At 36.7% G+C, this 26,615-nt stretch carries 18 protein-coding genes and 7 pseudogenes; 15 read left to right on the forward strand and 10 right to left on the reverse strand.

The features are described 5' to 3' along the window. Positions 1-91: 91 nt before the first annotated feature. Positions 92-2,982 (reverse strand): annotated as a pseudogene (locus Q5W13_RS09025) (VPS10 domain-containing protein). Between the two features lie 383 nt (positions 2,983-3,365). Here Q5W13_RS09025 and Q5W13_RS09030 point away from each other — a divergent pair. Next, positions 3,366-4,658 (forward strand): aminopeptidase P family protein, encoded by a 1,293-nt coding sequence (locus tag Q5W13_RS09030; RefSeq protein ID WP_304446483.1) that lies wholly within the window; start codon positions 3,366-3,368, stop codon positions 4,656-4,658. An 81-nt stretch (positions 4,659-4,739) separates the two neighbouring features. Then, positions 4,740-5,428: pseudogene (gene aqpZ, locus Q5W13_RS09035) on the forward strand (aquaporin Z). A gap of 32 nt (positions 5,429-5,460) precedes the next feature. Here the strand turns inward: aqpZ and Q5W13_RS09040 are convergent. Next, positions 5,461-6,745 (reverse strand): annotated as a pseudogene (locus tag Q5W13_RS09040) (branched-chain amino acid transport system II carrier protein). A 382-nt stretch (positions 6,746-7,127) separates the two neighbouring features. On the opposite strand from Q5W13_RS09040, the gene Q5W13_RS25805 reads away from it, so the two are divergent. Beyond that, a complete protein-coding gene (locus Q5W13_RS25805) occupies positions 7,128-7,346 on the forward strand; it encodes a DUF1660 family phage protein (protein ID WP_214610637.1) in 219 nt (72 codons plus the stop codon). 193 nt (positions 7,347-7,539) lie between these two features. Here the strand turns inward: Q5W13_RS25805 and Q5W13_RS09050 are convergent, their stop codons facing one another. The 3 genes from Q5W13_RS09050 to Q5W13_RS09060 form a co-directional block, all read right to left on the reverse strand. Then, complete coding sequence (locus tag Q5W13_RS09050) at positions 7,540-8,580, reverse strand: alpha/beta fold hydrolase (RefSeq protein ID WP_304446077.1); 1,041 nt, start codon at positions 8,578-8,580, stop codon at positions 7,540-7,542. A gap of 11 nt (positions 8,581-8,591) precedes the next feature. After that, complete coding sequence (gene thiL / locus Q5W13_RS09055; RefSeq protein WP_304446078.1) at positions 8,592-9,641, reverse strand: thiamine-phosphate kinase; 1,050 nt, start codon at positions 9,639-9,641, stop codon at positions 8,592-8,594. A 174-nt stretch (positions 9,642-9,815) separates the two neighbouring features. Beyond that, entirely contained in the window at positions 9,816-10,691 is an 876-nt protein-coding gene (locus Q5W13_RS09060; RefSeq protein WP_304446079.1) for a glycosyltransferase family protein, read from the reverse strand. 299 nt (positions 10,692-10,990) lie between these two features. Between Q5W13_RS09060 and Q5W13_RS09065 the strand changes: the two are divergent. The 11 genes and pseudogenes from Q5W13_RS09065 to Q5W13_RS09110 all read left to right on the forward strand — a co-directional run bounded on the left by Q5W13_RS09065 (position 10,991) and on the right by Q5W13_RS09110 (position 19,509). Continuing rightward, positions 10,991-11,319: pseudogene (locus tag Q5W13_RS09065) on the forward strand (HesB/IscA family protein). A gap of 63 nt (positions 11,320-11,382) precedes the next feature. After that, positions 11,383-12,827: pseudogene (gene sufB / locus Q5W13_RS09070) on the forward strand (Fe-S cluster assembly protein SufB). Between the two features lie 59 nt (positions 12,828-12,886). Continuing rightward, a complete protein-coding gene (sufC, locus tag Q5W13_RS09075; protein WP_133685917.1) occupies positions 12,887-13,639 on the forward strand; it encodes a Fe-S cluster assembly ATPase SufC in 753 nt (250 codons plus the stop codon). A 74-nt stretch (positions 13,640-13,713) separates the two neighbouring features. Continuing rightward, the gene (gene sufD / locus Q5W13_RS09080) at positions 13,714-15,030 is read left to right on the forward strand and encodes a Fe-S cluster assembly protein SufD (RefSeq protein WP_214610642.1); all 1,317 of its coding nucleotides are present in this window, start codon (positions 13,714-13,716) and stop codon (positions 15,028-15,030) included. Positions 15,031-15,248: 218 nt separating this feature from the next. After that, a complete protein-coding gene (locus Q5W13_RS09085) occupies positions 15,249-15,758 on the forward strand; it encodes an outer membrane protein (RefSeq protein ID WP_304446080.1) in 510 nt (169 codons plus the stop codon). 141 nt (positions 15,759-15,899) lie between these two features. Then, positions 15,900-17,113, forward strand: a pseudogene (locus Q5W13_RS09090) (aminotransferase class V-fold PLP-dependent enzyme). A 74-nt stretch (positions 17,114-17,187) separates the two neighbouring features. Next, positions 17,188-17,610 carry a SufE family protein gene (locus Q5W13_RS09095; RefSeq protein WP_214610646.1) on the forward strand — a complete coding sequence of 141 codons (423 nt, stop codon included), beginning with the start codon at positions 17,188-17,190 and terminating at the stop codon, positions 17,608-17,610. 55 nt (positions 17,611-17,665) lie between these two features. Then, complete coding sequence (locus Q5W13_RS09100; RefSeq protein WP_155595205.1) at positions 17,666-17,995, forward strand: DUF59 domain-containing protein; 330 nt, start codon at positions 17,666-17,668, stop codon at positions 17,993-17,995. Positions 17,996-18,064: 69 nt separating this feature from the next. Next, positions 18,065-18,508 (forward strand): DUF2480 family protein, encoded by a 444-nt coding sequence (locus Q5W13_RS09105; RefSeq protein ID WP_304446484.1) that lies wholly within the window; start codon positions 18,065-18,067, stop codon positions 18,506-18,508. Between the two features lie 66 nt (positions 18,509-18,574). Continuing rightward, a complete protein-coding gene (locus Q5W13_RS25745) occupies positions 18,575-18,739 on the forward strand; it encodes a hypothetical protein (protein ID WP_438364184.1) in 165 nt (54 codons plus the stop codon). 95 nt (positions 18,740-18,834) lie between these two features. Further along, on the forward strand, positions 18,835-19,509 hold the full coding sequence (locus Q5W13_RS09110; RefSeq protein ID WP_438364189.1) for a DUF3078 domain-containing protein: 675 nt from the start codon (positions 18,835-18,837) through the stop codon (positions 19,507-19,509). A gap of 893 nt (positions 19,510-20,402) precedes the next feature. Here the strand turns inward: Q5W13_RS09110 and hflX are convergent. Continuing rightward, positions 20,403-21,614, reverse strand: coding sequence for a GTPase HflX (gene hflX, locus Q5W13_RS09115; protein WP_304446081.1), 1,212 nt, complete (start codon positions 21,612-21,614; stop codon positions 20,403-20,405). Between the two features lie 76 nt (positions 21,615-21,690). Between hflX and Q5W13_RS09120 the strand changes: the two genes are divergently transcribed. Further along, positions 21,691-22,665, forward strand: a complete 975-nt coding sequence (locus tag Q5W13_RS09120; RefSeq protein ID WP_155595201.1) for an endonuclease/exonuclease/phosphatase family protein — start codon at positions 21,691-21,693, stop codon at positions 22,663-22,665. A 6-nt stretch (positions 22,666-22,671) separates the two neighbouring features. On the opposite strand, the gene Q5W13_RS09125 is transcribed toward Q5W13_RS09120, so the two are convergent. From Q5W13_RS09125 to Q5W13_RS09140, 4 genes and pseudogenes are all read right to left on the reverse strand, one after another. Then, a complete protein-coding gene (locus Q5W13_RS09125) occupies positions 22,672-23,385 on the reverse strand; it encodes a 3'-5' exonuclease (protein WP_304446485.1) in 714 nt (237 codons plus the stop codon). A gap of 433 nt (positions 23,386-23,818) precedes the next feature. Beyond that, positions 23,819-24,292: a methylated-DNA--[protein]-cysteine S-methyltransferase gene (locus Q5W13_RS09130; protein ID WP_304446082.1), complete on the reverse strand. Its 474-nt coding sequence runs from the start codon at positions 24,290-24,292 to the stop codon at positions 23,819-23,821. Positions 24,293-24,341: 49 nt separating this feature from the next. Continuing rightward, positions 24,342-25,449 (reverse strand): annotated as a pseudogene (locus tag Q5W13_RS09135) (CNNM domain-containing protein). Positions 25,450-25,500: 51 nt separating this feature from the next. Beyond that, on the reverse strand, positions 25,501-26,598 hold the full coding sequence (locus tag Q5W13_RS09140; RefSeq protein WP_368662553.1) for a serine hydrolase domain-containing protein: 1,098 nt from the start codon (positions 26,596-26,598) through the stop codon (positions 25,501-25,503). Positions 26,599-26,615 lie beyond the last annotated feature (17 nt).

Here is a 26,615-nt window from a genome sequence, read left to right on the forward strand (position 1 = left end):
AAACACACCGGTCCCCACCGGAAAATCAAAAAAACCTACTTAAAAAGAAAGCCCCAATTAGTGGCTTTCTTTTTGTTTTCTATTTTCTTAATTAGTCAATAGCAAAAGATACTTCAGATTGTTTTCCTTTGCCTTTCAATTGAATCGTGTACTTCCCTTTGGGCAAATAGGTCTTCCCATTTTTTGCTGATTTTAAATCAGTTTTATTCTTTTTTTCATAAGTAGCTTTTCCACTATCTGTAAAGGTTAGGTCATATGAAAGTACATTTAAACCTTTATCGGCTATGAGTTCGGTCTCACTTATTATAATACCTTCATCAGATTTAATTACGGCCTCATAAGAATTTGTTTCGGCACTATAAAAAGTGATATCAAGAGATAAGGTGTATTGGCCTTTGCCCAAGTACCCGGTGGGTTGCCCCAATTTTTGGAATGTTTTATATCATCTAGCTCAAAAACAACTAATTCCTTTTTGAGAAGTTCAGGAATCATCTTTTGCAGAACGGAAATGTCAGCTTTGTAAATGCTTCTTCCATGGGTGCCCACTAAAAGGTGTTTGGCTTCAGGTTGAATAACCAAATCATGAACGGCCACATTTGGCATTCCGTTTTGAAAACTTTCCCAAGAAACTCCTTGGTCAAAAGAGGTGTAAAGACCATTATCTGTTCCGGCAAAAAGGAGATTTTCGTTTTCAGGGTCCTCAATAATTACATTGACAGGCGATGCAGGAATGCCTGTAGAAATGGTTGTCCAGGTTTTACCATAATCCTCGCTCTTAAAAATATAAGGTGTAAAATCATCCCAACGGTAACCGTTCAAAGCAAGATAAACGCGTTCTTTTTTGTGTTTGGAAGCTACAATTCTACTCACCCAAAGATTCGCCTCTTTTTGAACTTTCTTAAGATTTTCAAATTGAGACAGATCAATATTCTTAGAAATGTTTTCCCAATGAGCCCCACCATCTTTGGAAATATTTACGAGGCCGTCATCACTACCTGTATATAATAAACCAAAGGTAAATGGAGATTCTGATAGGGTTGTTAGTGTTCCGTAAGCTACGTTGCCTTTTTGCCCGCCATAAGTTAGGTCTGGAGAAATGACTTCCCAATCATCACCTTGGTTCATGGAACGGTGTAGTTTATTACCACCTAAATACAGAATATCTTGGTTATGCGGGGACAATAGAATAGGTGTCTGCCAATTGAATCTATACGGATCTTCCCCTAACTCATGTTTGGGCTGAATGTAATGTCGCTTCCCCGTATTTTTGTCAATGCGATAATAGTTTCCAAATTGATACCCTGTATAGACGGTATTATGATTGCGATTGTCTATTTCTATTTGCATTCCGTCACCGCCCATTAGTGATTTCCATGGGTAATCGCCAGTTTGGTGCCATTTACTATTTTCTTCGGCATTATGAGGTCCTTCCCAAACGCCATTGTCTTGAAGACCTCCATAGACATGATACGGCTCTTGGTTATCTACATTTATAGCATAAAACTGACCAACGGTAGGCGAGTTATTTTTAGTCCAGTTGGCACCGTCGTCATAGGAGATGTTAACCCCACCGTCGTTTCCATTTATTAAATGACCTTGCATTTTTGGATTTACCCATAACGCATGATGGTCGGCATGAACATTGTCTTCATTTATGGAAGTATAGTTTTTCCCACTATCTGAGGATTTAATAATAGGTACACCACCCAAGTATATTTTATTTACATCATTGGGGTCTACTCGTATTTCGCCAAAATAATAACCATAACTATAGAGCAAACCATCAATATAATCTTCGTTTTGTTTTTGCCATGTTTTGCCACCATCATTACTTCGGTAAACTTCGGCTCCAATAACCGGAGTGTTGAATAATGAGGTATTTGCATTCTCTAGATATTTGGTAATATCAATAGGTTTGGCTACACCACTGCGTATCATTTGCTTTATATTTTCGGCACGATATTTTTCTTGAAAATTATTGGTTTTGAGAAAAGCATTGAGCTTCTTGTCATCAAGTTTAAGAAAATCAGCTTCGGACATCGCTTTAAAATCTTCTTTTGATAATTCATCGGACTTCTCTTCTGAATCTTCAGTTTTCTCACGGTGGTCTTGATTATCAAGAAGGGCGTAAACGGTATTCTCATTAAAGACAGCTAAACCAATTCTGCCTACACCGTAGCCAGTAGGGAAACCACTTGCGTCATTGGATAATTTTATCCAAGAACCCCCACCATCCGTACTCTTATAGATGCCAGAGTCATTCCCATTGCCTAGAAAATCCCATGCTTTTCTGTCCTTCTCCCAAGCCGCAGCATATAGTATATTAAAGTTTTCAGGAGCTTGAGCAACATCAATTATTCCCGCGGTATCGCTAATGAACAAGGTTTTTTTCCAAGTTTTTCCACCATCTATTGTTTTGTAGATGCCTCGTTCAGTATTTGCAGAATATAGATGTCCTGTTACACCTATTACCACTTCATTGTAATTATCATTGTTTATAAGGATGCGACCAATATGGTGTGAATCTTGTAATCCCATATTCTGCCAAGTTTTGCCCTGGTCGGTAGATTTCAAAATACCGATGCCTGCATATGAAGATCTAGAGGCATTATTTTCTCCGGTACCAACCCAAATAGTACCCGTTTTCCAATGCACAGCTATATCTCCAATATTCTGCGTTTCTGAACTATCCATAATTGGAGTGAATGAGGTTCCGTTGTTATTGGTGTACCACAATCCTCCACTGGCATAGGCTACATAAAACTCAATTGGGTTATCTGGGTTGACATCTAAATCTACAACTCTTCCGCTCATTACCGAGGGACCAATGTTTTTCAATTTCAGATGCTGCACCAATGATTTGGCGGCCATCTGTTCTTTAAGTTGAAGCGCCTTTTGAATGTCCTCTTTGGATGTAGATTCTATTTGACCAAAGCCAAAAAAACAAAAAAGCAAAAGATAAGGAAGGATAAAAGATTTCATGAAAACCGGTTTTCTTTGTAAATGAAAGTTAGCAAAACTGAATTGTAATGGTAACATAGTGTGCAGAAATTAACCATTATACTTACGGTTTGTAGTTGATATGCCAACAGTTGCCGTCAAAAAAGTTAATAATGGCGGATTATATTGTGTCTTAACTTAAAAATTTGTTAATTTATTTATATGAAAAACTATAAAGCATCTTTATAAACTAAGATGTTGTACTAAAAAGACATTGTTCGTTCACAATTTTAAAAAGGTTCGAACACTTTACAAGTAACATAACCAACTTTAATTAGAGACCCCAAAGGTTTTAACAAACCTTTGGGGTCTTACCATTTGTGGGTTGTTGTAAATCATTAATTTTGATGAAATTCAAGATTGATATGAAGTACGAGCAAATCAAGAGCAGTCTATTTATAAAAAATAGAAAGAAATTTATGGCAGCGATGCAGCCTAAAAGCATTGCGGTCTTCAATTCTAATGATATTTACCCAATAGGGGCAGACAGTACGTTACCTTTTGAACAACATAGGGACTTATTCTATTTAAGTGGTGCCGATCAGGAGGAAACTATTCTCATATTATTTCCGGATGCGTTAGCAAAAAAACATCGCGAAATATTATTCGTAAGGGAAACCAATGACCATATTGCAATTTGGGAAGGAGAAAAATTAACCAAAGAGAAAGCAACTGAAGTTTCAGGAATTGAGACCATCTACTGGTTACAGGATTTTGATAAGATATTTTTCGATTTGATGACGGAGGCCGAAACTATCTATTTCAATACAAATGAACACTATAGACAGGCTGTTGAAACACAAACGCGTGAAGACCGCTTTATAATAGATTGTAAGCATAAATTCCCTGCACATAAAGTAGCCAAGAGCAATCCAATTTTACAAAAGATACGAGGTGTAAAAGAGCCCGAAGAGATAGAGTTAATGCAAACGGCTTGTGATATTACGGATAAGGGATTCCGTCGTGTACTAAGTTTTACAAAACCCGGTGTTTGGGAGTATGAAATAGAAGCCGAGTTATTGCACGAGTTTATTCGCAACCGCTCTAAAGGTTTTGCGTACTCACCAATTATTGCATCCGGTAACAACGCCAATGTTCTGCATTATGTTGAAAACAACCAGCAATGTAAAAGCGGTGATTTAATTTTAATGGATACCGCTGCGGAATACGCAAATTATTCATCTGACTTAACTAGGACTATTCCCGTAAACGGAAAATTTACTCCTAGACAAAAAGAAGTTTACGAAGCTGTTCTTCGCGTGAAAAATGAAGCGACTAAAATGCTAGTACCCGGAACAATTTGGGCAGACTATCACGTAGAATGTGGAAAGCTAATGACTTCGGAATTATTAGGTTTGGGCTTGTTGGATAAAGCCGATGTGCAAAACGAAAGAAAAGATTGGCCAGCCTATAAAAAATACTTCATGCATGGTACTAGTCACCATATAGGATTAAATACCCACGATTACGGAGAATTGAAGAAACCAATGGAGGCTAATATGGTTTTTACAGTTGAACCGGGAATCTATATTCCGGAAGAAAAAATGGGCATTCGTATAGAAGATGATGTGGTTATTCAGGCAAAAGGAGAACCGTTTAATTTGATGGCAAATATCCCAATAGAAGTTGAAGAAATAGAGCAGCTAATGAGTAAGTAGGTGGTTGCTTACAAAATAAACCTTAAAATTTTGCTATCTTACGGATATACATTTGTATAACCATTAACTAAATATTACAAAATGAAGAAATTAGTAGCAGAATTTATCGGTACCCTCTGGCTAGTCTTGGGGGGATGTGGAAGTGCAGTCTTAGCTGCGGGTATTCCTGAATTAGGAATTGGCTTCGTAGGTGTGGCCCTCGCATTTGGTCTAACAGTTATTACTATGGCCTATGCCATTGGTCATATTTCTGGTTGTCATTTAAACCCCGCAGTATCCATTGGTCTTTGGGTTGGTGGCCGTTTTGATGGCAAGGAATTGGTTCCTTATATTATAGCTCAAGTTTTAGGAGGTATAGCCGGTGCAGGTATTTTGTATGTCATTGCTTCTGGTCACCAGGATTTGAACTAGGAGGCTTCGCAGCTAACGGTTATGGCGAACACTCCAAGGCGGCTATAGTGATGATGGCGGCATTGGTTTGTGAATTAGTTATGACCTTTATCTTTTTGTTTGTAATTCTTGGGTCTACATACACTAAAGCACCAGGAGGTTTTGCTGGTGTGGCCATAGGTCTTTGTTTAACTTTAATACACTTAATCAGTATTCCGGTAACAAACACTTCTGTTAATCCAGCTCGTAGTACTAGTCAGGCTTTATTTGTTGGCGATTGGGCATTGGGAGAACTATGGTTGTTTTGGGCAGCACCAATTGCAGGAGCTGTTTTAGCAGGGCTTGTATACAAAGCATTATCTCCAGAAATAGTAGAATAATATTTTAAATGGAATAGCTGGCAGAGGTAGTTTTAGGATTTATTTTTATGAAGCAAATTCGTGATTACAAAAACCACCACTGCCGGCAATACCCATCCTAAACTATAAAGACTTAAAGGTATAAATCCTTGTATATCTGATAGAGCCTCGCTAAAACCGATACTTCCTAAGAAATCAGGTATGCTAAAAACAATGGTGGCAATCACCACAGCTCTGAACACTTTTTCAGAAGCATACTTATCCGGCACGATATTCAAAAGAATAAGTACTATCGTAATCGGGTAAATAAACATTAGAGCGGGCAGGGCCACAGCAATAATGTAAGCCACATTAAATTGTCCCATCACAATCCCTAAAATACAACCCAATATAGCTGTAGTTAAATATACAGGTTGGGAATCGTGAAATCTATATTTTATAAAATCTGCCGTACCGGTTACTATACCAACAGCGGTAGTAAAACACGCAAGACTCACCAAAATACTTAAGAATAGGTTGGCCGTTCCTCCCAAGGTTTTTGTACTAATACCGCTCAGTAAGGCAGTTCGTGAAATGTCTGCAGTAAACTCACCATGCATAATTGCACCGGTAACTATAAGTCCGGCATAAATAAGGAAGAGGCTAAGGCCTGCCAACCAACCGGAGCGCCGTATCAAAATCTTTTTTTCTTCGTACGAAGCTTCCTTTTTTCAGATTAATCGAAATAATAATTACTCCACCTACTACAACAGCACCAATGGCGTCAAAAGTCTGATAGCCTTCAAGAATACCTTCCGATAACGGATTGTGAAATACAGTTTCGCTAAAAGTAAAATCATAAGAAAATAGTGCCGTACCTATTATAAGGAACAAAATAAGAATAATGGCAGGAGTCAAAAGCTTTCCTAGGATATTTAGAATCTGCGAACGATTGACGACGAATACAAATACCAGGGAGAAATATATAATACTAGTGAGTAGAGGAGGCGAATCAAAAAATGGTTGGATTGCCATTTCATGAGTAACCGCTGCTGTCCTTGGAGAAGGTAGACTTATAGAGATGGTATAAATAAGTAAAGAATAGACAAGGCTAAAGGTGGGTGAAACTTTTTTTCCAAAATCGAATATGGTACCCTGGAGTTTGGCGTGTGCCATAATACCCATTATAGGTATAAGTACGGCCGATGCGCAGAAGCCCAATGTAACGAGCCACCACATATCACCAGACTTGTTGCCTAGTAATGGAGGTAGTATAAGATTACCTGCTCCAAAAAATAACGAGAACAGGGCAAAAGCAGTAACTAAGACTTCTCTGGTTTCCTTTTTTAGGATAAACATGGATTAAAAATATTAGTGGAAATTAGTTCTACCTATCTATATTGTTTCTGTACTTCATCGAAAAAAAAGGGAGGTTATTCATCCAGATCGATGAACGGCAACCCAAAAATGCACATGTTATTCTTATTGAGAGAAAACCGCGACAAGATACCGTAAATTCAATTGATAACAAATGATAGGAAAGACCGATTTAAATGTGTTGTTCATCGAATAAAATGTATTTCATCGAAAAAACGGTACAATGATAGAAGGGCATCCAATAAACAAAGATACGATGGCGTTCAAGTAAAAGAGTGAATAAAAACATTCTAAAGATCAGACCCAAAATTTTTGCAGTAAGCGGTTTTCCCAAAGGCCGATGATGCGTTTTAAACCTACAACCATGAAGAAGTTTTTTTGCAGTTTATTCGGACATCACTACACAGTATCTAAAAAAGTTACCCTCCACATCAAAGAGTATAAATGTATTCATTGTCAAAAACAAGTGACAACAGATGTAAGTGGAAACCTTTCAACGTTGACTCCAGAACTGCAGGATATAAATAAAACACTAGAAAATATATTTCAGAAGAGACATAGGGCAGCAGAGCATGCCGCCTAACTATGCTTTGGCACCGAAATTCTGAGCCGTTAAAGGTCTTGGAATTTTAAACTTATTTCCGGAAATTTAGGAAACAACCTCGTTCTCCACTGTCGTTCGCCCCACAACAGTATTAGTTAGGTATGTCCTTTGTTTTCGGGAATTTTTTGTTTTTCTATTTTCGAAAAACTAATTTAAGTACTTGTAGTTCAGTCTATTGAATATTATTTTCTTCAATTTTTCTCAGAATTTTAGCACTTATAAGGTCTAGTTCTGCATCGGGTAAATCATGCCCCATATTATCTACCCATAAACTATCTGCATTCGGAATAACCGACGCCATTTTTATACCATGTTCAAAAGGTATAACAGGATCTTGTTTTCCGTGAATTACCAATACTGGTATTTTCAGTTTTGATAGTGACTCATATCTAGGTTTAGCCAATTCCATAGCTTTTTGGTGTTGTCTACCAGCTATAAAATGATACCCATCTCGTTTTTTCAAGTTGTATAGAGCTGCTTCTGCAAGAGGTTTGCTGGCAATATCTCCCGTGGCTTCTCCCATTAGAATTCTCTTGTGGACAAACTGTAGTTTAATTTGACTTTTCTTACCTCCAAAAATCCCGTATTTAATTACTGCACTTATCATTTGTGGTAAAACTTCCGGCGAAGGGATTGGTAAAGAAGAATCAAAAATATCTGCCGAAGACATAATGGAAGTAAGGCTTTCAAATCGCTCTTCATGTTCAATTGTTGCAAGCTGTGAAATCATGCCCCCCATAGAAACCCCTATGATGTGGGCTTTCTTAATATTTAAATTGTCAAGAATTGCAATAGGGTCATTCGCCATATCGGCAAGCGAATACGCTTTATCCTTCTTTTTAAGACGTTGGGTCAAACCCGTGCCTCTGTGATCGTACCGTATTACTTCGTAACCGGCATCCGTAAATTTTGAAATGAAATTTGGTGGCCAACTCAGGGCATCATTGGCAGCTCCCATTACTAAAACAATAGTACCTCTTTTAGATGTTTTAGGTGGAATACGCTCATACCAAACTTTCCAGCCATTGGAAATGGCAAATCCGGTTTTCCCCGTTACCATCTCGGGTACGGGCTCGTGCATTACCGTTTTGATAAGTAATTCTGTTTTATCGGATAGTTTTGGTGTCGATGCACAAGCATAAAAGAGAAGAGAAATTATAGCAAAAACTGATAATCGTAAAGCTACTTTTCTCCCTTTTTTATGCTTTTTCATATCAAAAAAAACTAGTTGTCCGAATTGAAAGAGTTCCAACCTTGAGCGGTTAGTTCTATTTTGGTATTACCTCTTGTAACCAAATAGGCACCTTCTCTTTCGTCTGTCATATGACCTATTACGGTTAAGCTAGGGTTTCCTTTTATTTTATCAAAATCGTTTTGTGAAATGGTAAAAAGAAGCTCGTAATCTTCCCCACCGCTAAGGGCTACCATAGTACTGTCTACATTAAACTCCTCACAAGCCGAAATTACTGTTGGATCCAAAGGAATTTTCTCCTCAAATAAATTGCACCCTACCTTACTGCTTTTACATAGGTGAAGAATTTCCGAAGAAAGTCCGTCACTGATATCTATCATAGAAGTAGGCAGGACTTCCATCTCTTTTAAAAGTTCAATAATATCTTTTCTTGCCTCCGGCTTCAACTGTCTTTCAACAATATAAGAATATGGAGAAAGGTCGGGCTGATTATTTGGGTTCACCTTAAAAACTTCTTTTTCTCGGTCTAAAACCTGCAAGCCCATATACGCCGCACCTAAATCACCACTTACAACAAGCAGGTCGTTTGGCTTAGCACCACTACGATACGTAATTTCTTCTTCTTTTGCTTCGCCAATTGCTGTAATACTAATAAGCATTCCTGAAGTAGATGAAGTGGTGTCGCCACCAATAAGATCCACATTAAAAACTTTTGCTGCTAGAGCTATTCCGGCATAAAGTTCTTCTAACGCTTCTAAAGGAAAACGGTTGGAAACAGCCAATGAAACCGTGATTGATGTAGCGGTTGCATTCATAGCATATACATCAGAAAGGTTTACCATTACTGCCTTGTAACCCAAATGTTTTAAGGGCATATAGCTGAGGTCAAAGTGTACACCTTCTATTAATAAATCTGTGGTCAGTACCGTCTTTTCTGTATGGTCAAATACAGCTGCGTCATCACCAATACCTTTTAAGGTGGATTTGTGATTTATTTTAAAATTTTTAGTCAAATGGTCTATGAGTCCAAACTCGCCCAATTTTTCCAGAGACGTACGTTCTTGGTTTTTATCTTCTAACATTTTGCAAAAGTAAGAAGTATAAATTTATAGCCCTAGTTTTCTGCTAATAGCGTTCAATATTAATGTAATTAAGCTTTAAGCGGATTTGGGGTTGGTTCTTTATTTGAGAGAAAGATAATCTTGAAAAACGAGGTTTGCTTTCTAGGGTATTTGCTTTGACTAATTGGAAGGTTGTTATTTAGTGATTTTGTAATTTCTGTACGACAAGTCCACGCCAAAGTGATTTTTTAGAACTTTTTTAGTTCGATCTTTTAGACTTATCCGACTCATAGAGATGTCATAATCAAACACCCAGTTCTTCTTCTTTATTCTTGGAATAATAACCTGAGGGTGGTCTCCCGTAAATGGTGCTATTTTGTGAATACTGTCTTCATAACAATATTTCTTTGGTTTGGTCTTGGCTTTTTCGAGCTCTTCTTTACCTCTGTAGAGTGAGCCAAAATTTGATTGTTTCCTTTGCATCGCCTCAGGTTCTCGAACCCATCCGTAGTGGTAAACGTAAGCATCAATTGCTTTCACATTAAGTTTCTCGTCTTCATTTTTACGAAAGCCTTGTGCGTCCTTATAAGAGTAAATGTTGGCATTGTTTTTAATTACTCTGATTTCGTTACAGTACCAATTTGAAGATGCTCCGATATAATCAAAAGAACCATAAAAATGTAAGTACTTGAATAGAAGTCCATCTATTTGCTTGTTATCTTTATACTTTAACATGGCATTTTTAATGGTTTTCAAATCCTTTTCATGAATAACTTCATCGGCCTGAATGTAAAAAGCCCAATCTGTATCATCCGATATATGTTCTAAGGCTTTATTAGTTTCTGCAGCTAAGACTTTTCCGCCTTCTCTTAAATTATCGTCCCATTCCGTTTCAATAATTTTTATTTTTTTATCATTGATACTCTGAATCAATTCTAGTGTACCATCATCGCATTTGCCAATGGCTATAACAAACTCGTCACAGAGAGGTAAAATAGAATGAATGGATTCTATCACTGGATACTCGAAACGAACGGCATTTTTAACGAAAGAAAAACCGGTTACCTTCATAAGAAAATCGACTTTGATTTATTTCCAAAACTATTAAAATTTTGGGCTAAAGCTACAACTTAGCATTTTTTAAATTATCTCGTTCCATCAAAACAAATCATTTCTAAAAATAGATAGTAACATCGCTTGAACAAAAAGATTGCTATTAGATTACAAGCTCTTGCTTTGGTCAAGCATAATATACCGTTTGGTCATAGAAAAAGCTTATTGGAATATACGTTATAATAATGTTAGTTCTTATGGTAAAACCCTACTAATGCCATATATTTGTGAACTATTTAGAATAAATCCAAATGCTTATGATTCAAGTATCTGAAACTGCGAAAAAGAAAGTCATAGACTTAATGACCGAAGGGGTTTTGATGCCTCTACGGACTATGTTCGCGTAGGTGTTGAGAGTGGTGGGTGTAGCGGCTTATCGTATAAACTCGATTTTGACAAAGAAAAAGACGAAGCCGATAAGGTTTTTGAAGATAATGATGTGCGTATTATTGTAGATAAAAAGAGTTTTCTATACTTAGTTGGTACAACACTGGAGTATTCTGGTGGACTAAACGGAAAGGGTTTTGTTTTCAATAATCCTAATGCGCAACGCACCTGTGGGTGTGGGGAAAGTTTTTCGTTATAAACGGAGAATAGTAAAAGAACTAATTATTCAGTTACCCTAGTGTAATTGGTATAAAAGGAAAAAATGGCATACACAGAAGAAGAACTAAAAAAGGAACTCGAAACTAAAGAGTACGAGTACGGTTTCTATACAGATATTGAATCTGATACTTTTCCAATTGGCTTGAATGAGGAAATCGTCATCGCTATTTCTAAAAAGAAGGAGGAACCAGAGTGGATGACGCTTTGGCGTTTGGAAGCTTTTAAAATTTGGAAAGAGATGGAGGAGCCTAAATGGGCAAATGTGCATTATGAAAAACCAGATTTTCAGAAAATCAGTTATTATTCTGCGCCAAAATCTGCTGATCCTAACAAAACGTTAGATGATGTAGATCCAGATTTGTTAGAAATGTATCGTAAGCTTGGTATTTCTGTTGATGAACAAAAGAAATTACAAAATGTAGCTGTTGATATTGTTGTCGATTCTGTTTCTGTAGCAACAACTTTCAAAAAGACACTAGCAGAAAAGGGTATTATTTTTATGCCTATTTCAGAAGCGATAAAAGAGCATCCGGAATTAGTGAAAAAGTATATGGGTACAGTAGTGCCAAAAACTGATAATTTTTACGCTGCATTAAATTCTGCTGTTTTTACTGACGGTTCTTTTTGTTATATCCCAAAAGGTGTAAGATGCCCAATGGAGCTTTCTACGTATTTTAGAATTAATCAAGCAGGTACAGGTCAATTTGAGCGTACGTTGCTTATTGCAGATGAAGATAGCTATGTAAGTTACTTAGAAGGCTGTACTGCTCCATCAAGAGATGAAAATCAATTACACGCTGCCGTAGTTGAGCTAATTGCTTTAGATGGTGCTGAGATAAAATACTCAACGGTACAAAATTGGTTCCTGGGAATAAAGAGGGTAAAGGTGGTGTTTACAATTTCGTAACCAAAAGAGGTTTGTGTGAGAAAAATGCAAAAATTTCTTGGACACAGGTAGAAACAGGTTCTGCCGTTACTTGGAAATACCCTTCATGTATACTTAAAGGAGATAATTCAATTGGAGAATTTTACTCTATTGCAGTTACTAACAATTATCAGCAAGCAGATACAGGTACCAAAATGATACATTTGGGTAAAAATACCCGTAGTACTATCATTTCAAAAGGTATTTCTGCTGGTAAATCACAGAATAGCTATAGAGGACTTGTACAAGTGAGTAGCCGTGCTGATGGTGCGCGTAACTTCTCTCAATGCGATTCTTTGTTAATGGGTAACGAATGTGGTGCACATACCTTCCCTTATATCGAAGCAAAGAATAAAACGGCAATGATAGAGCATGAGGCTACGACTAGTAAAATTGGTGAAGACCAAATTTTCTATTGTAACCAAAGAGGTATACCAACAGAGAAAGCAATTGCATTAATTGTAAACGGTTTCAGTAAAGAAGTATTAAATAAACTACCAATGGAATTTGCAGTAGAAGCACAAAAATTATTGGAAATTAGTTTAGAAGGTTCTGTAGGATAAAAAGTAATTAAGGTTTTAGTAAAACGCCATTGGCGAGACAATATTTAAAGTAACATATTATGTTGAAAATTAAAGATCTACATGCTAGCGTAGATGATAAGGAGATATTAAGAGGAATAAACCTAGAGGTTAAAGCAGGTGAAGTACATGCTATTATGGGACCTAACGGTTCTGGTAAAAGTACATTAGCTTCTGTAATTGCCGGAAACGAGCGTTTTGAGGTTACTCAAGGTTCAATTGAATTAAGTGGCGAAGATTTAGAAGAAGTTTCTCCAGAAGAAAGAGCACATAAAGGTGTTTTTCTTTCTTTTCAGTATCCAGTTGAGATTCCGGGTGTTTCTGTAACCAACTTTATGAAAACGGCTATTAACGAATCTCGTAAGGCTAAAGGTCTTGAAGATATGCCTGCAAAGGATATGTTGAAGTTGATTCGTGAAAAATCTGAGTTATTAGAAATTGACCGTAAATTTTTGTCAAGATCATTGAACGAAGGTTTTTCTGGTGGTGAGAAAAAGAGAAACGAGATTTTTCAAATGGCAATGTTAGAGCCAAAGGTTGCCATATTAGATGAAACCGATTCTGGATTAGATATCGATGCTTTACGTATTGTTGCTAGCGGAGTTAACAAACTAAAAAGTAAGGATAACGCAGTTATCTTAATTACACACTACCAACGTTTATTGGAGTATATCGTGCCTGATTTTGTTCACGTTTTACATAACGGTAAAATTGTAAAATCTGGTGGTAAAGAACTTGCTCTAGAGCTTGAAGAAAAAGGATACGACTGGTTAAAGCAAGAAACAGCGGTTTAAAAATAGTACAGAGTACGTAGTAGTTAGTAAAAAGTACTTAATACTTTGTACTAACTACTTAATACTAAATATATATGGATTTAAAAGATAAATTGATTTCCTCTTTTATGGCGTTTGAGAACAACGTGGATGTTGAACATCCGGTACACGACGTTCGTATGGCAGCTATAAAAAACTTTGAGGAAAAAGGATTTCCTTCTAAAAAGGAAGAAGCTTGGAAATATACTTCGTTAAATAGTTTACAAAAAATAGATTTCAGCATTTTTCCTAGGGAAGAAAATACCCTTGAGTATAAAGATGTCAAAAAATATTTTTTACACGAGATAGACTCATATAAAATTGTTTTTGTAGACGGTATTTATAGCTCGTATCTTTCGGAAACCACTCATGATGGTGTTGATATATGTTTAATGAGCGCGGCGCTTACAAAACCAATGTATAAGCCTGTTATAGATGTCTACTTCAACAAAGTGGCGTCAAAAGATGAGTCACTTACCACATTGAATACGGCATTCAGTAGAGAAGGAGCGTATATTTACATTCCTAAAAACAAAATGCCTAAAAAGCCTATCGAAATTATACATTTCGCTACGGGTAATGAAGCATCAATCTTGTTGCAGCCAAGAAGTTTGGTTGTTGTAGAAGAAAATGCTGAGGTTCAAATTATTGAGCGTCACCAGAGTTTAACATCAAACGACACACTTACTAATGCAGTAACCGAAATATTCGCTGCAAAAAGTGCTATTGTTGATTTTTATAAAATTCAGAACGATGCGGCTACAGCTTCATTGATTGATAACACATACGTTGACCAAAAAGATAAAAGTGTTGTTAACGTTCATACTTTCTCTTTTGGAGGGAAATTGACACGTAACAATCTTAACTTTTATCAAAACGGAGAGTATATAGACTCTACTATGAATGGTGTTACTATTCTAGGGGAAAAACAGCATGTGGATCATTACACATTAGTGCATCATATGCAACCGAATTGTGAAAGTCATCAAGATTATAAGGGAATTTATGGCGATAGCTCTATAGGTGTTTTTAATGGCAAAATTATCGTAGATAAAATTGCTCAAAAGACAAATGCTTTCCAAAAGAATAATAATATTCTGATTAGTGATAAAGCAAGCATCAATTCAAAACCTCAGTTAGAGATTTTTGCAGATGATGTAAAATGTTCTCACGGTTGTACTATTGGTCAGTTAGATGAAGATGCTTTGTTTTACCTACAATCTCGTGGGATTCCTAAAAAAGAAGCTCGTGCTTTGTTAATGTACGCTTTTGCTAATAACGTTTTAGAAAGTGTACGTATACCTGAATTAAAAACACGTATTAACAAATTGATTGCTAAGAAATTAGGGGTTAATCTTGGGTTTGATTTATAAGCGATTGTAAGCTCTTTTTTAACAAGAGATTATCTTAAAATATAGAATTTATTTAACGGCACTTTAATAGTGCCGTTATTTTTTGCCCGAATTTTCCTATAGATTTACGGACTAATTTAAACCACTAATTATTAGTTCGTATGAAAAAAATCTACTTTTTATCAATTTCAGTATTTTTCTTAAGTGTGGGCTTGTTCGCCCAAGACCAGAAATGGAGTGTGGAAGCAAATTACCCGATTTCCGTTGGAGATGAACTGGGAAATGATGCACCAGCAATTTTAGACCTAGGATTAAAATACAGGTTTTTAGATTTTAATTTTGTGAAAATTGGTGCAGGTATCAATGCAAGTGTTTTTAAAAAAGAATCTGTAGATAATAGTAATTTACAACTATTTGATTTTAAAGAAACCCATTGGTTAATCCAACCTAAAGCTTTTGCGGAGTTTACAATTATAATTAAAAAACTTCACCCTAGCATTGGTTTAGGCTATACTATCTATAAATCTAACTATGAGGGTTACTTTGCTGGTTCATCAGATTTAAGTAAAATTACGGCTGGTGGCGTAAATCTAGGTTTGGGACTTTCTTATGACATAACTAAGCGATTTTTTTTGCAAGTGCAATGTGATTATACTAGAAGTATTGATAGAATAGAGGGAGAAGAATTCAATTATAAGAATAAAGATAATTTAGGTTTTGTAAAAGTGGGAGTCGGTTTTCGATTCTAAATCAAACTATTAAGCCTAAAAAACCTCCAAGAAAACTTCTTGGAGGTTTTTCCTTTATAAGAATACTTCTAAATTAGAAAGCTTCTTGTTTTTACTATAATTTAGGGCATAGTCGGTATCTTTGCAGTCAATAATATTACTATGATAGACGTTACTGAAATTCGTAAAGATTTTCCTATTCTTAAAAGAGAAGTTAATGGAAAGCCCTTGGTATACTTAGACAATGCTGCTACATCCCAAACCCCACAACAGGTTATAGATGTTATAGTAGATTACTATCAAAACTATAACGCTAATATACATCGTGGTGTGCATGCGCTTTCGCAAGAGGCTACTGATAAATATGAGGTAGCACGGCAAAAGATTCAGAAGCACTTTAATGCGAAAAACTCGTATGAAATCATATTTACTTCTGGAACAACCCACAGTATAAATATTGTAGCAAACGGATTTACAACGCTTCTTGCAAAAGGCGATGAGATTTTGGTTTCCGCTATGGAGCACCATTCCAATATTGTGCCTTGGCAAATGTTGGCCGAAAGAACAGGTGCCGTTCTTAAGGTTATTCCTATGAATATTGCTGGTGAGTTGTTAATGGATGTTTATGATGAGTTGCTTTCCAATAAAACAAAATTGGTATTCTGTAATCATATTTCAAATGCATTGGGGACCATTAACCCTATCAAAGAAATAATAGATAAAGCACATGCATTTGGTGCAGCGGTTTTAATTGATGGCGCACAAGCTGCGCCTCATATTAAAGCAGATGTGCAGAAACTTGATGTAGATTTTTATACCGTTTCTGCTCATAAAATGTGTGGACCTACCGGAGAAGGTATGTTATACGGAAAAGAAGAGTGGTTAAATAAATTACCACCGTACCAAGGTGGTGGTGAAATGATTGCCGAAGTTACTTTCGAAAAAACTACCTATGCCGATTTACCGCATAAATTTGAAGCTGGTACACCTAATATCTGCGGTGGTATCGCTTTTGGTGCTGCACTAGATTATATGAATGCTATTGGCTTTGATGAAATTGCCAAATATGAGCATGAGTTACTAGAATATGCCACGCAAGAATTGCTGAAGATAGACGGACTCAAAATTTACGGAACAGCTAAAAATAAGACTTCGGTTATTTCTTTCAATATAGAAGGACTGCACCCTTATGATATAGGTTCTATCTTAGACAAGCTTGGTGTTGCCGTACGAACCGGTCACCATTGCGCACAACCCATTATGGATTTCTACAAGATTCCATAACGGTAAGAGCTAGTTTTAGCTTTTATAACACTATGGATGAGGTAGATGTGCTGGTTAAGGCCGTTCTTAGAGCTAAGGGCATGCTAGAATAGCCATAAGCGTTATGATTCTCTTAAAGAATTGAAATCCATAGATACTTATTGTATTTTTACCCAAAACAGCGACAATGCAGATAAAGGAAATACAGGACGAAATAGTAGATGAATTTTCAATGTTCGATGATTGGATGCAGCGTTATGAATATATGATTGATTTGGGCAAGAGTCTTCCGCTCATCAATGAAAAATATAAGACTGCAGATAATATAATAAAAGGTTGCCAAAGTAAAGTGTGGGTTCATGCTGAGCTAGAAGAAGATAAACTGGTTTTTACTGCTGATAGTGATGCAATTATAACGAAAGGTATAATTGCTATTTTAATACGAGCTTTTAGCAACCAGAAACCACAAGATATTATTGATGCAGACACCGATTTTATTGATGAAATTGGCTTGAAAGAGCATCTTTCTCCTACACGTGCAAATGGTTTGGTAAGCATGATCAAGCAATTGAAATTATATGCAGTAGCATACCAGACACAATTAAATTAGGGCATTGACCGTATTTGAGGTGGTCCTAAATTATTAAAGAATTAATTCCAATAACATGAGCGAAGAAACAGTAGTAGATACCCAAGAATTGGGAGAAAAAATAGTAATAGTACTTAAGACGATTTACGATCCAGAAATCCCTGTGGATATCTATGAATTAGGGTTGATTTATGACGTTTTCGTAAACGAAGATAACGAGGTCAAAATTTTAATGACACTTACATCTCCAAACTGTCCTGTGGCGGAATCTCTTCCTGCCGAAGTAGAAGAAAAGGTAAAGTCTTTGGATTTAGTGAAAGATGCAGAGGTTGAAATTACCTTTGATCCACCATGGACACAAGATTTGATGAGTGAAGAAGCTAAACTAGAACTAGGGTTGCTATAAAACCAAATATGTCAGAAGAAATCGTTAATAAGGTAGCGCAGAGTAAGCTCATTACATTTAATCTGGAAGATTACTATCTCAGGAAAGCGCGTGCTTTTTGATATTTCAGAATGGTTGCTAGAAGGCTTTTTACTAAAAGAGAAGGATTTTAGAGCGAAAGCTGCAGAACATGACTGGTCTCAATATCAAGATGCTTATGTAGCCTTACATTGTTCCACAGGCGCCATAGTACCATATTGGGCCTATATGTTGTTGGCAACTAAACTACAACCTTTTGCAAAGAGGTTTATTCAAGGCTCATTGGAGCAATTAGAGACGCTGTTATACACAGAAACTCTAAAAGACTTAGATGTTTCAGGATTAAAAGATAAACTGGTTATTGTTAAAGGATGTAGCAATAAACCGGTACCTCCCAATGCTTACGTATTGATAATAGGAAAGTTACAGCCTGTTGTAAAATCTCTCATGTATGGTGAGGCATGTTCTTCTGTGCCTTTATATAAAAGAAAGTAGTCTTTTATTCTCAAAATAAGTGACAATTAGTACTTTTGTGGTTCTAATTAATAAACACACATAACCATGAGAAAATTACTGCTTACATCTTTGGCTATACTTACCTTCTCGGTGAGTTTTGGACAGACAATAGATGATTTAAAAACTGAACAAGCAACAAAGAAAGATTCTATTGCTGCAATTCAAGGTAGAGTAGATGCACTACAAGGGCAAATTGATGCTTTTCCATAGGTTGGAAAATAAATGCTTTTGGTACTATTGGTGCTAATCTTTCAAAATTCAACAATTGGTATTCACAAGGAACGCCAGATAACTCTGCAGGAAATATTGGAGTTACAATTAACGCTATTGCTAATTTAGATAGAGAGAAGTTCTTCTGGAGAAACTCTGCTAATGTTAATTTGCAATGGGTTAAACTAGATGACAAAAATAACCCAGCAGACGAAGAAGGATTTGGTAATACTACAGATGTTTTCACTATCAACTCTCTTTATGGTTACAAGTTGAACAAAAATTTTGCGATTTCAGCCTTGGGAGAATATAGATCATCTATTGCTAATAACTTTAATGATCCAGGTTATTTGGATTTAGGTATTGGTGCTACTTGGACTCCTATTCCTGATATGGTAGTTGTTATTCACCCACTAAACTACAACTTTGTATTTGCAGATAATGATGCTGCTTACGAATCATCTTTAGGTGCTAAAATTGTAGTAGATTATACAAAGCAATTAGGTGCTGTTAATTTTAAGACCAACTTCTCTACTTTTCAGAGTTACAAAAGCGGTGACTTGTCTAACTGGACGTGGACCAACTCTTTTGGGTACACACTTTGGAAAGGAATTGGTGTAGGTTTTGAATTTGGATTGAGAAACAACAACCAAGAAACTTTAGCTAATGCATTAGCTGCAGTTCCTGCAATTACTCCAACTCCAACTTTTGATAATACGGATAATAGTTTACAAAGTTTTTACCTTTTTGGTCTGAACTACGCTTTCTAAGAAAGAAATTAAACTTTATATAATGAAAACGCCCCGATTAATATCGGGGCGTTTTTTAGTTAAGTAGGATACGTTAAGCTTGGTTATACAGTCAAATAATAACAAACCTTTGATTAAGTAATTTTCTGGGACTAACACAAAATTTCAAATACAAGACGAATGTAGATGGCAACTCTATAAATGCTAAACTTTTGTTGTGAACCTATCTCAATTTGTGGTGTAACTCGTTAAAACGAACATATATCCGATGAACTACACTCTAAAAAGTAATCTATGAAGGAGGTGAGATTTTAAAAAACAAAAAAGCCCGTGTGAACGGGCTTTTTTGTTAAGTAGGTTTACTAGTAAAATTTTGATTGCAATTTGGGGTCGCAATTTTAAGCTTTTCGTAGGTCAAGTTCGGATTTGGGATTCGTACTTGTTTCGGTTAAGTTCAAGATTCGATTTGGGGTCATTACTATCACTTAATTACACTGTAAACTTACGCTGGTTTACTCAACTGTCTAAATTATTGTTGTGAACTTATTCTAGTCTGTTGTGAAAAATACCAGTGGTGCGGTATCTCCGATGAACGGTTTATTTAGAGTAGTAAAGAAGATGGTTAAGAAAGTATAAAGTATAAAAAAACCCTCTTTTAGGAGGGTTTTTTTATCAAGTAGGTTTGGTCAATCTGGTAATATTTTTTAGTCAAGTAACGGGTTTGGGATTCATTACTTGTTTCGGTTAAGTTCAAGATTTGATTTGGGGTCAAGACTATTGCTTAATTACACTGTAAACTTACGTTGGTTTACTCGTCCGTCTAAATTATTGTTGTGAATCTAGCCAAGTCTGTTGTGAAAAATACAAGTCGTCCGGTATCTCCGATGAACGGTAAGTCTACCTCAATATATTGACTAATACTCGTCTAGATTTTCTGGGTATAAAAAGTTGTTATACGGAAAGCGGGTTACATGAATATCTCTAACTTCATCGTAAACTCTTTTTCTAAATTCGTCTAAATTTTCTTTATTCAATGCAGATATGAAGAGTGCTTTATCTCCCACACGTTGCATCCAGGTCTGTTTCCAATCTGCAATAGTAAAATGTCTTCCGGTTCTTTCGGTTGTTAAATCGTCATCGTCTATTTCAGCATGTTCATACTTATCAATTTTATTGAATACCATTATAGTGTTTTTATCGGCACTATCTATTTCACCTAAAATCTTATTTACCGATTCTATGTGCTCTTCAAACTGAGGATGCGAAATATCAACTACGTGAAGTAACAAATCTGCTTCGCGGACTTCATCCAGAGTACTTTTAAAGCTTTCTACTAGCTGAGTAGGCAGTTTGCGGATAAATCCAACAGTGTCGCTCAATAGGAAGGGTAAGTTCCCTATAACAACCTTACGCACCGTTGTATCTAATGTGGCAAACAGCTTATTCTCAGCGAAGACTTCACTCTTACTAATGACATTCATTAAAGTAGACTTGCCCACATTGGTGTAACCTACTAAAGCTACACGTACCAAAGCGCCGCGGTTACCACGTTGGGTTTCCATTTGCCGGTCTATTTTAAGTAATTTCTTCTTTAGGAGCGAAATACGATCACGAACAATACGTCTATCCGTTTCAATTTCGGTTTCATATGGCCCACGCATACCAATACCACCACGTTGGCGCTCAAGGTGAGTCCATAGTCCGGTTAGGCGAGGCAGTAAGTATTCATATTGCGCCAATTCTACTTGCGTTCTAGCATAGCTAGTCTGCGCGCGTTGGGCAAAAATATCCAAAATAAGGCTCGTACGGTCAACAATTTTACAACGCAAGATTTTCTCGATATTTCGTTGCTGAGCGGGTGTGAGTTCATCATCAAAGATTACTGAACCTATCTCATTGTCTCTTACGAATGCTTCCACTTCCTCCATTTTACCGGAACCAATTAGTGTCTTTGGGTTGGGGACATCCATTCTTTGTACAAAGCGTTTTAGAACTTCTCCACCTGCGGTGAAAGTCAAAAACTCAAGCTCATCAAGATACTCGGTAACTTTGTTTTCGTTCTGTTCACGGTTTATAATACCGATTAATACGGCCTTTTCGTGTTCTATGGTCTTCTTTTCTAACATATCTAAACTAAATTGCAAATTTAAGCAATACTGACCGAGCTATTTTCGTAATTTTAAGATCGCAATCGAGAAATTTATGATTTTTTCATTTTTCAGAAAAAAAAAGGGGAGCCGTTTAAATACAATTAGCTTCTATAACCTAGAAAATCTATTTGATACTATAGATGACCCAAATACTCTGGACGATGATTTTACTCCAAAAGGACGTAAAAAGTGGTCCTTAAGAAGGTACAAAAAAAAGTTGTACAAACTGGGTAAGACTATAGCCGAAATTGGGAATTCCGAAACGCAAAACCCGCCCGTACTTGTGGGTGTGGCAGAGATTGAAAACCAACAGGTTATGGAGGATCTTCTTGCTACGGAGCCTCTCGCAAATATTAAATATGATTATGTACACTACGATTCTCCTGATGAAAGAGGTATTGATTGTGGATTAATCTATCATAAAGAGCATTTTGAGGTTTTACATTCTGAGCCAATTACACTACTTCTTTATGAAGAGAATGGAAGAAGGGATACTACACGAGATATTCTATATGTAAAGGGTAAACTCAATAAAGAAGAGATACATATTTTTGTGAATCATTGGCCATCCCGTAGAAGCGGCAATGCAACAACAGAGCATAAGCGTATGGTAGCGGCCGAGACTATAATTAAGTTTATGGCTCAGATTGAGGAAGAGGTTCCCAACCCCAACTATATTATTATGGGTGATTTTAATGACGGTCCAAAATCTAAAAGTGTACGTTCTTTAATTGAAACCAAGACGTTGTACAACCCCATGGAAAAATTACTTACGCCCAACCGTGGTAGTGCAAACTATAAAAGATCATGGATGCTTTTTGATCAGATTATGGTTTCCCATAGTTTTCTCAACTTTGAAAAGGGCACCCATAGTTTTGCTCACGCCAATATTTTTGACGAACATTTTTTGACTGAATTTGAAGGCAAACATAGAGGTTCCCCATTTAGAACTTATGTTGGTAATAAGTATATTGGTGGATATAGTGATCATTTCCCAGTATATATTCAATTGAAGTATAATACTTGATTTCCTCTAGATACTTTTGATGTTACTATCATCTAACAGTTCATCTCCGCGCAAGCGTAAAAACACTTGTGCCGTTGTAACTACATCTAGCTCACAATACGTCACAATTCTGTCCAGGTCATTTTCTTTATAATAGACCTCACGCACCATACTGCCATCAATATCTTGTTTGGGGGAAGGAATCCCCAAAATATTAGCTAAAAGTTTAAGCGAAGTAAAATTCTTGTAGTCACCAAATTTCCAGAGCTCCATCGTGTCCAAATGCATAATCTCCCAAGGCTTTTTACCAAAAAGGTTGAGTTTTTGCGGTAGTTGAATGCCGTGAATAATCATTCTACGTGCGATATAGGGAAAATCGAATTCTTTCGCATTATGGCCGCAGAGTAAGTGTTTGGGTGAGCCAAAGTGGCCATCTAAAAGATTTTTGAACTCTTTTAAAAGCAAGGCTTCATCACCGTGAAAAGAGGTAGTTCTAAAGGTTTTCGTTTCCCCATTAATTCGGAAGTAGCCAACGGAAATGCAAACAATTTTACCAAATTCTGCCCAAATACCCGCACGCTCATAAAACTCTTCAGGAGTAAATTCATCTTTACGCTGGTATCGTGTCTTCTGTTCCCAAAGGTCTTTCTTTTCATCGTTCAATGTCTCAAAATCCGCTTCTTCGGGAACGGTTTCAATATCTAAAAAGAGAATATGTTCAAGGTTAATTTTGTATAACACAGTGTAATGTAGTTTAATAGCTACTGAAATATACGAACTTATCCTATAGATAGGTGTACTTGAAGTAATTACCTCGTTCACCTGCTCATAGTTTCGGTAACCCGAAGGAGACGGTTTATCTCAATGGTAAATTGTGGTGCTGTTTCTAATGTTTAGTTAGAAAACAGACAAGTTTGCTTCCTTAATCTCCAAACCTCAATGCAGATATGATTTTTGAGGATAAGGGTTTAGGCTAAATTACCCCCAACTAATGCAAAATCTATTTTTTTAGAGTTTTATACAAAACCGACCAGCGCGTATGTTACTTTTTTAGCAGAATCAAAAGGGATGTGATAGAATGCGATTAAACACATTCATTTCATCGATGAACCGCAGGAAAATGAGGGTTTCAATCTACTTTAATGAAATGAACAAACTGGATAGTCTTTAATCTTTAAAAAAGCGATTGCTGTTTTACAGGATTTTCATGGTCAAGTAGCCACTTCTTACGATGTAAACCTCCGGCATAACCCGTTAAAGAACCATCACTTCCAATAACACGGTGACAAGGAACTACAATCCACAACGGATTTTTTCCATTTGCTGCTGCAACGGCGCGAATAGCCTTTACATCACCCAAAGTTTTGGAAAGGTCTAAGTAAGAAACTGTTTTACCATAAGGAATAAGTAACAAGGCTTCCCAAACACGTTTTTGAAAATCAGTGCCTTTTGGGTTTAGATTAAAATCAAAATTATTTCGGGTGCCAGCAAAGTATTGTTGCAATTGTTCTGCAGCAATTTTAAGGTTTTGTGGAATGTTGGTAGAAACGGTTTCTTCGGCATCAGTTACCTTAATTTCAGATAAACCTTTGCTGTCCCCTATAAGTTTGGCTATGCCAAGTGGTGTGTTAATAAATGCCGTTTCCATAGGTCAAGGGTTTAATAGACTATTAAGAAACAAGTGGTTTCGTCAAAATCTATTTATCAAGTATTCCGGAGCGCTTTGCGCGTGTTTCCCAATTTTTTCGAGCTAGGTCCTGCAAATCGGCAACATTGTCGCTCTCATCCATTATTTCCAGCCCTAGAAGGGTTTCTATAACGTCTTCCATGGTAACTAACCCACTAACCGATCCATACTCATCTACAACAAGGGCAATGTGTATTCTTTTGGCAATGAATATATCAAAAAGACGCGGTATTGGCGTGTTTCTTTCGGTAATCAAAATTTCTCGTTTTATTTGAGAAAGAGGAATGTTTCCATTGTTATTCACCATTTCTTCAAGGATATTATCCTTCAATACAAAACCATCAATATGGTCCATCTTATCCCCATAAACGGGAATACGTGAAAAACGCATTTTGGGGTTGGCTTCAAAAAACTCGCCAATCGTTAAACCTTCCGAAGCAATTTTCATAACTGCCCGTGGTGTCATTACATCTTTTACCAAAACCTTGGTCAAAACGCAATAAATTCTTTATAATAGTAGATTCGGATTTTTCAAAAACACCTTCCTCACGGGCAATATCTGTCATAGCAGTAAAATCTTCACGACTTAAAACACTGCCATGATGACCTTTACCACCTACCAGTTTTGTGAAGAGTTGTAAAATCCATAGTAGTCCCGTGTATTTTAGGGCAATGACCATGATTTTTAAAGCTTTTGCCGTAAAGTTGGCCAATTGTCTCCAATAGGTTGCACCAATTGTTTTAGGAATAATTTCTGAAGCCACTAAAATAAGGATGGTCATTATAGTGGATACTACACCTACCATTAAATCTGCCGTGAAAGGGATTCCAAATACGCTACTAGTCGTGGAACCGTACATTTCTGCATAGGCAACCTTAGCTTGTACCCCTACCAAAATAGCGCCTACCGTATGGGCAATGGTGTTTAAAGTTAAGATAGCGATGAGAGGTTTGTCCACATCGTTCTTCAATTCCTCAAGGGTTAAAGCGTATGGTTTTCCTTCCTTCTTCTTTAGATTCACGAAAGTTGGACTAATACTTAGCAGAACCGCTTCTAAGATAGAACAGAGAAATGAAATAAAAATTGATATTAAAGCGTAAAATATTAATAAGCCCATGTACGAGTTTTAGTAAAACGAAGATACCAATTAAAGTGTAATCCTAAGGTCTTATTTGCTTGGTAATGTGGCTTTATAAAATATTTGTTGTACCGCAGGTCGTATATTCAGGTCGTAGAGGTTCCTGTTTTCCCTAGTAGGATTCACTCGGTTTGATAGAAAAATATATACCATTTGGTTTCTGGGGTCTGCCCAAACGAAAGTACCTGTAAAACCACTGTGTCCAAAGCTGTCGGCACCTACTTCTGGTGCAGGATATGCCTTAGGTAAAGGTTGTTCTGCATTATCTAAATAAGGTTTATCAAACCCTAGGCCTCTGCGGTTATCATTTTCGGGAAACTGTACCCGTATAAATTCTTTTAGAGTAGCTTCAGAAATATAGCGTTTACCGTCGTAAACACCGTATTGCATATACATCTGCATCAGTTTTGCTAAATCTGTTGCGTTAGCAAAGAGACCGGCATTACCGGATACACCACCTAAAAGTGCTGCATTTTCATCATGAACCAAGCCTTGGGTCAAGGTGTGACGAAACAGCGTGTCTACTTCTGTAGGTACGATTGCATTAGAAAAACCTCTTGTTTTAGGTTTGAAACCCATTGTGGGAGCATTTAACGGTAAATAGAAATTTTTCTCTACATAATACTCATAAGAATCACCGGTGAGTTGTTCAATAAGTTCAGGAAAAATTAAAAACGCGAGACCTGAATATTTGTATTTTTTTTCAGTGGATACTTCTGAGCGGTTAATCAGACGGTACATTTTTCGGTTGAACTTGTTTTTAACGAACAACTCGTCGTACGCCTGATTTTGAAATCTCTTATTTGGAGAGGTTCTGATAAAACGCTTTTTAAGTTTTTTGTTATTTTTAAAAACTTCATTTAAAAAAACGATGTAGGGTTCAAGTCCGGCTTGATGCGCCAGAATTTCACGAAGGGTAATATCTCGTTTGTCTTTTTTTCTTTTCCAAGGTTTCCAGTAGGTACTAAAAGGAACATCTAAACTAAGTTTTCCTTCGTCAACAAGTTTCATTATTACGGGAAGAGCTGCAGTGACTTTGGTTACTGAAGCTAAGTCATAAATATCGTCTAAAGCAACAGGTTGAATACTGTCGTAGGTGTGATACCCATAGGCTTTGTGAAATATTATTTTACCGCTTTTGGCAA

This window comes from Zobellia laminariae, assembly GCF_030553095.1.
Lineage (GTDB): Bacteria > Bacteroidota > Bacteroidia > Flavobacteriales > Flavobacteriaceae > Zobellia > Zobellia laminariae.

Bases quoted from the DNA above. Each gene is read 5' to 3' on its own strand.
- Q5W13_RS09030 (WP_304446483.1), top strand. From the start codon at position 3,366: ATGAAGTACGAGCAAATCAAGAGCAGTCTATTTATAAAAAATAGAAAG.
- Q5W13_RS25805 (WP_214610637.1), top strand. From the start codon at position 7,128: ATGAAGAAGTTTTTTTGCAGTTTATTCGGACATCACTACACAGTATCT.
- Q5W13_RS09050 (WP_304446077.1), bottom strand. From the start codon at position 8,580: ATGAAAAAGCATAAAAAAGGGAGAAAAGTAGCTTTACGATTATCAGTT.
- thiL (WP_304446078.1), bottom strand. From the start codon at position 9,641: ATGTTAGAAGATAAAAACCAAGAACGTACGTCTCTGGAAAAATTGGGC.
- Q5W13_RS09060 (WP_304446079.1), bottom strand. From the start codon at position 10,691: ATGAAGGTAACCGGTTTTTCTTTCGTTAAAAATGCCGTTCGTTTCGAG.
- sufC (WP_133685917.1), top strand. From the start codon at position 12,887: ATGTTGAAAATTAAAGATCTACATGCTAGCGTAGATGATAAGGAGATA.
- sufD (WP_214610642.1), top strand. From the start codon at position 13,714: ATGGATTTAAAAGATAAATTGATTTCCTCTTTTATGGCGTTTGAGAAC.
- Q5W13_RS09095 (WP_214610646.1), top strand. From the start codon at position 17,188: ATGCAGATAAAGGAAATACAGGACGAAATAGTAGATGAATTTTCAATG.
- Q5W13_RS09100 (WP_155595205.1), top strand. From the start codon at position 17,666: ATGAGCGAAGAAACAGTAGTAGATACCCAAGAATTGGGAGAAAAAATA.
- Q5W13_RS25745 (WP_438364184.1), top strand. From the start codon at position 18,575: ATGAGAAAATTACTGCTTACATCTTTGGCTATACTTACCTTCTCGGTG.
- hflX (WP_304446081.1), bottom strand. From the start codon at position 21,614: ATGTTAGAAAAGAAGACCATAGAACACGAAAAGGCCGTATTAATCGGT.
- Q5W13_RS09120 (WP_155595201.1), top strand. From the start codon at position 21,691: ATGATTTTTTCATTTTTCAGAAAAAAAAAGGGGAGCCGTTTAAATACA.
- Q5W13_RS09130 (WP_304446082.1), bottom strand. From the start codon at position 24,292: ATGGAAACGGCATTTATTAACACACCACTTGGCATAGCCAAACTTATA.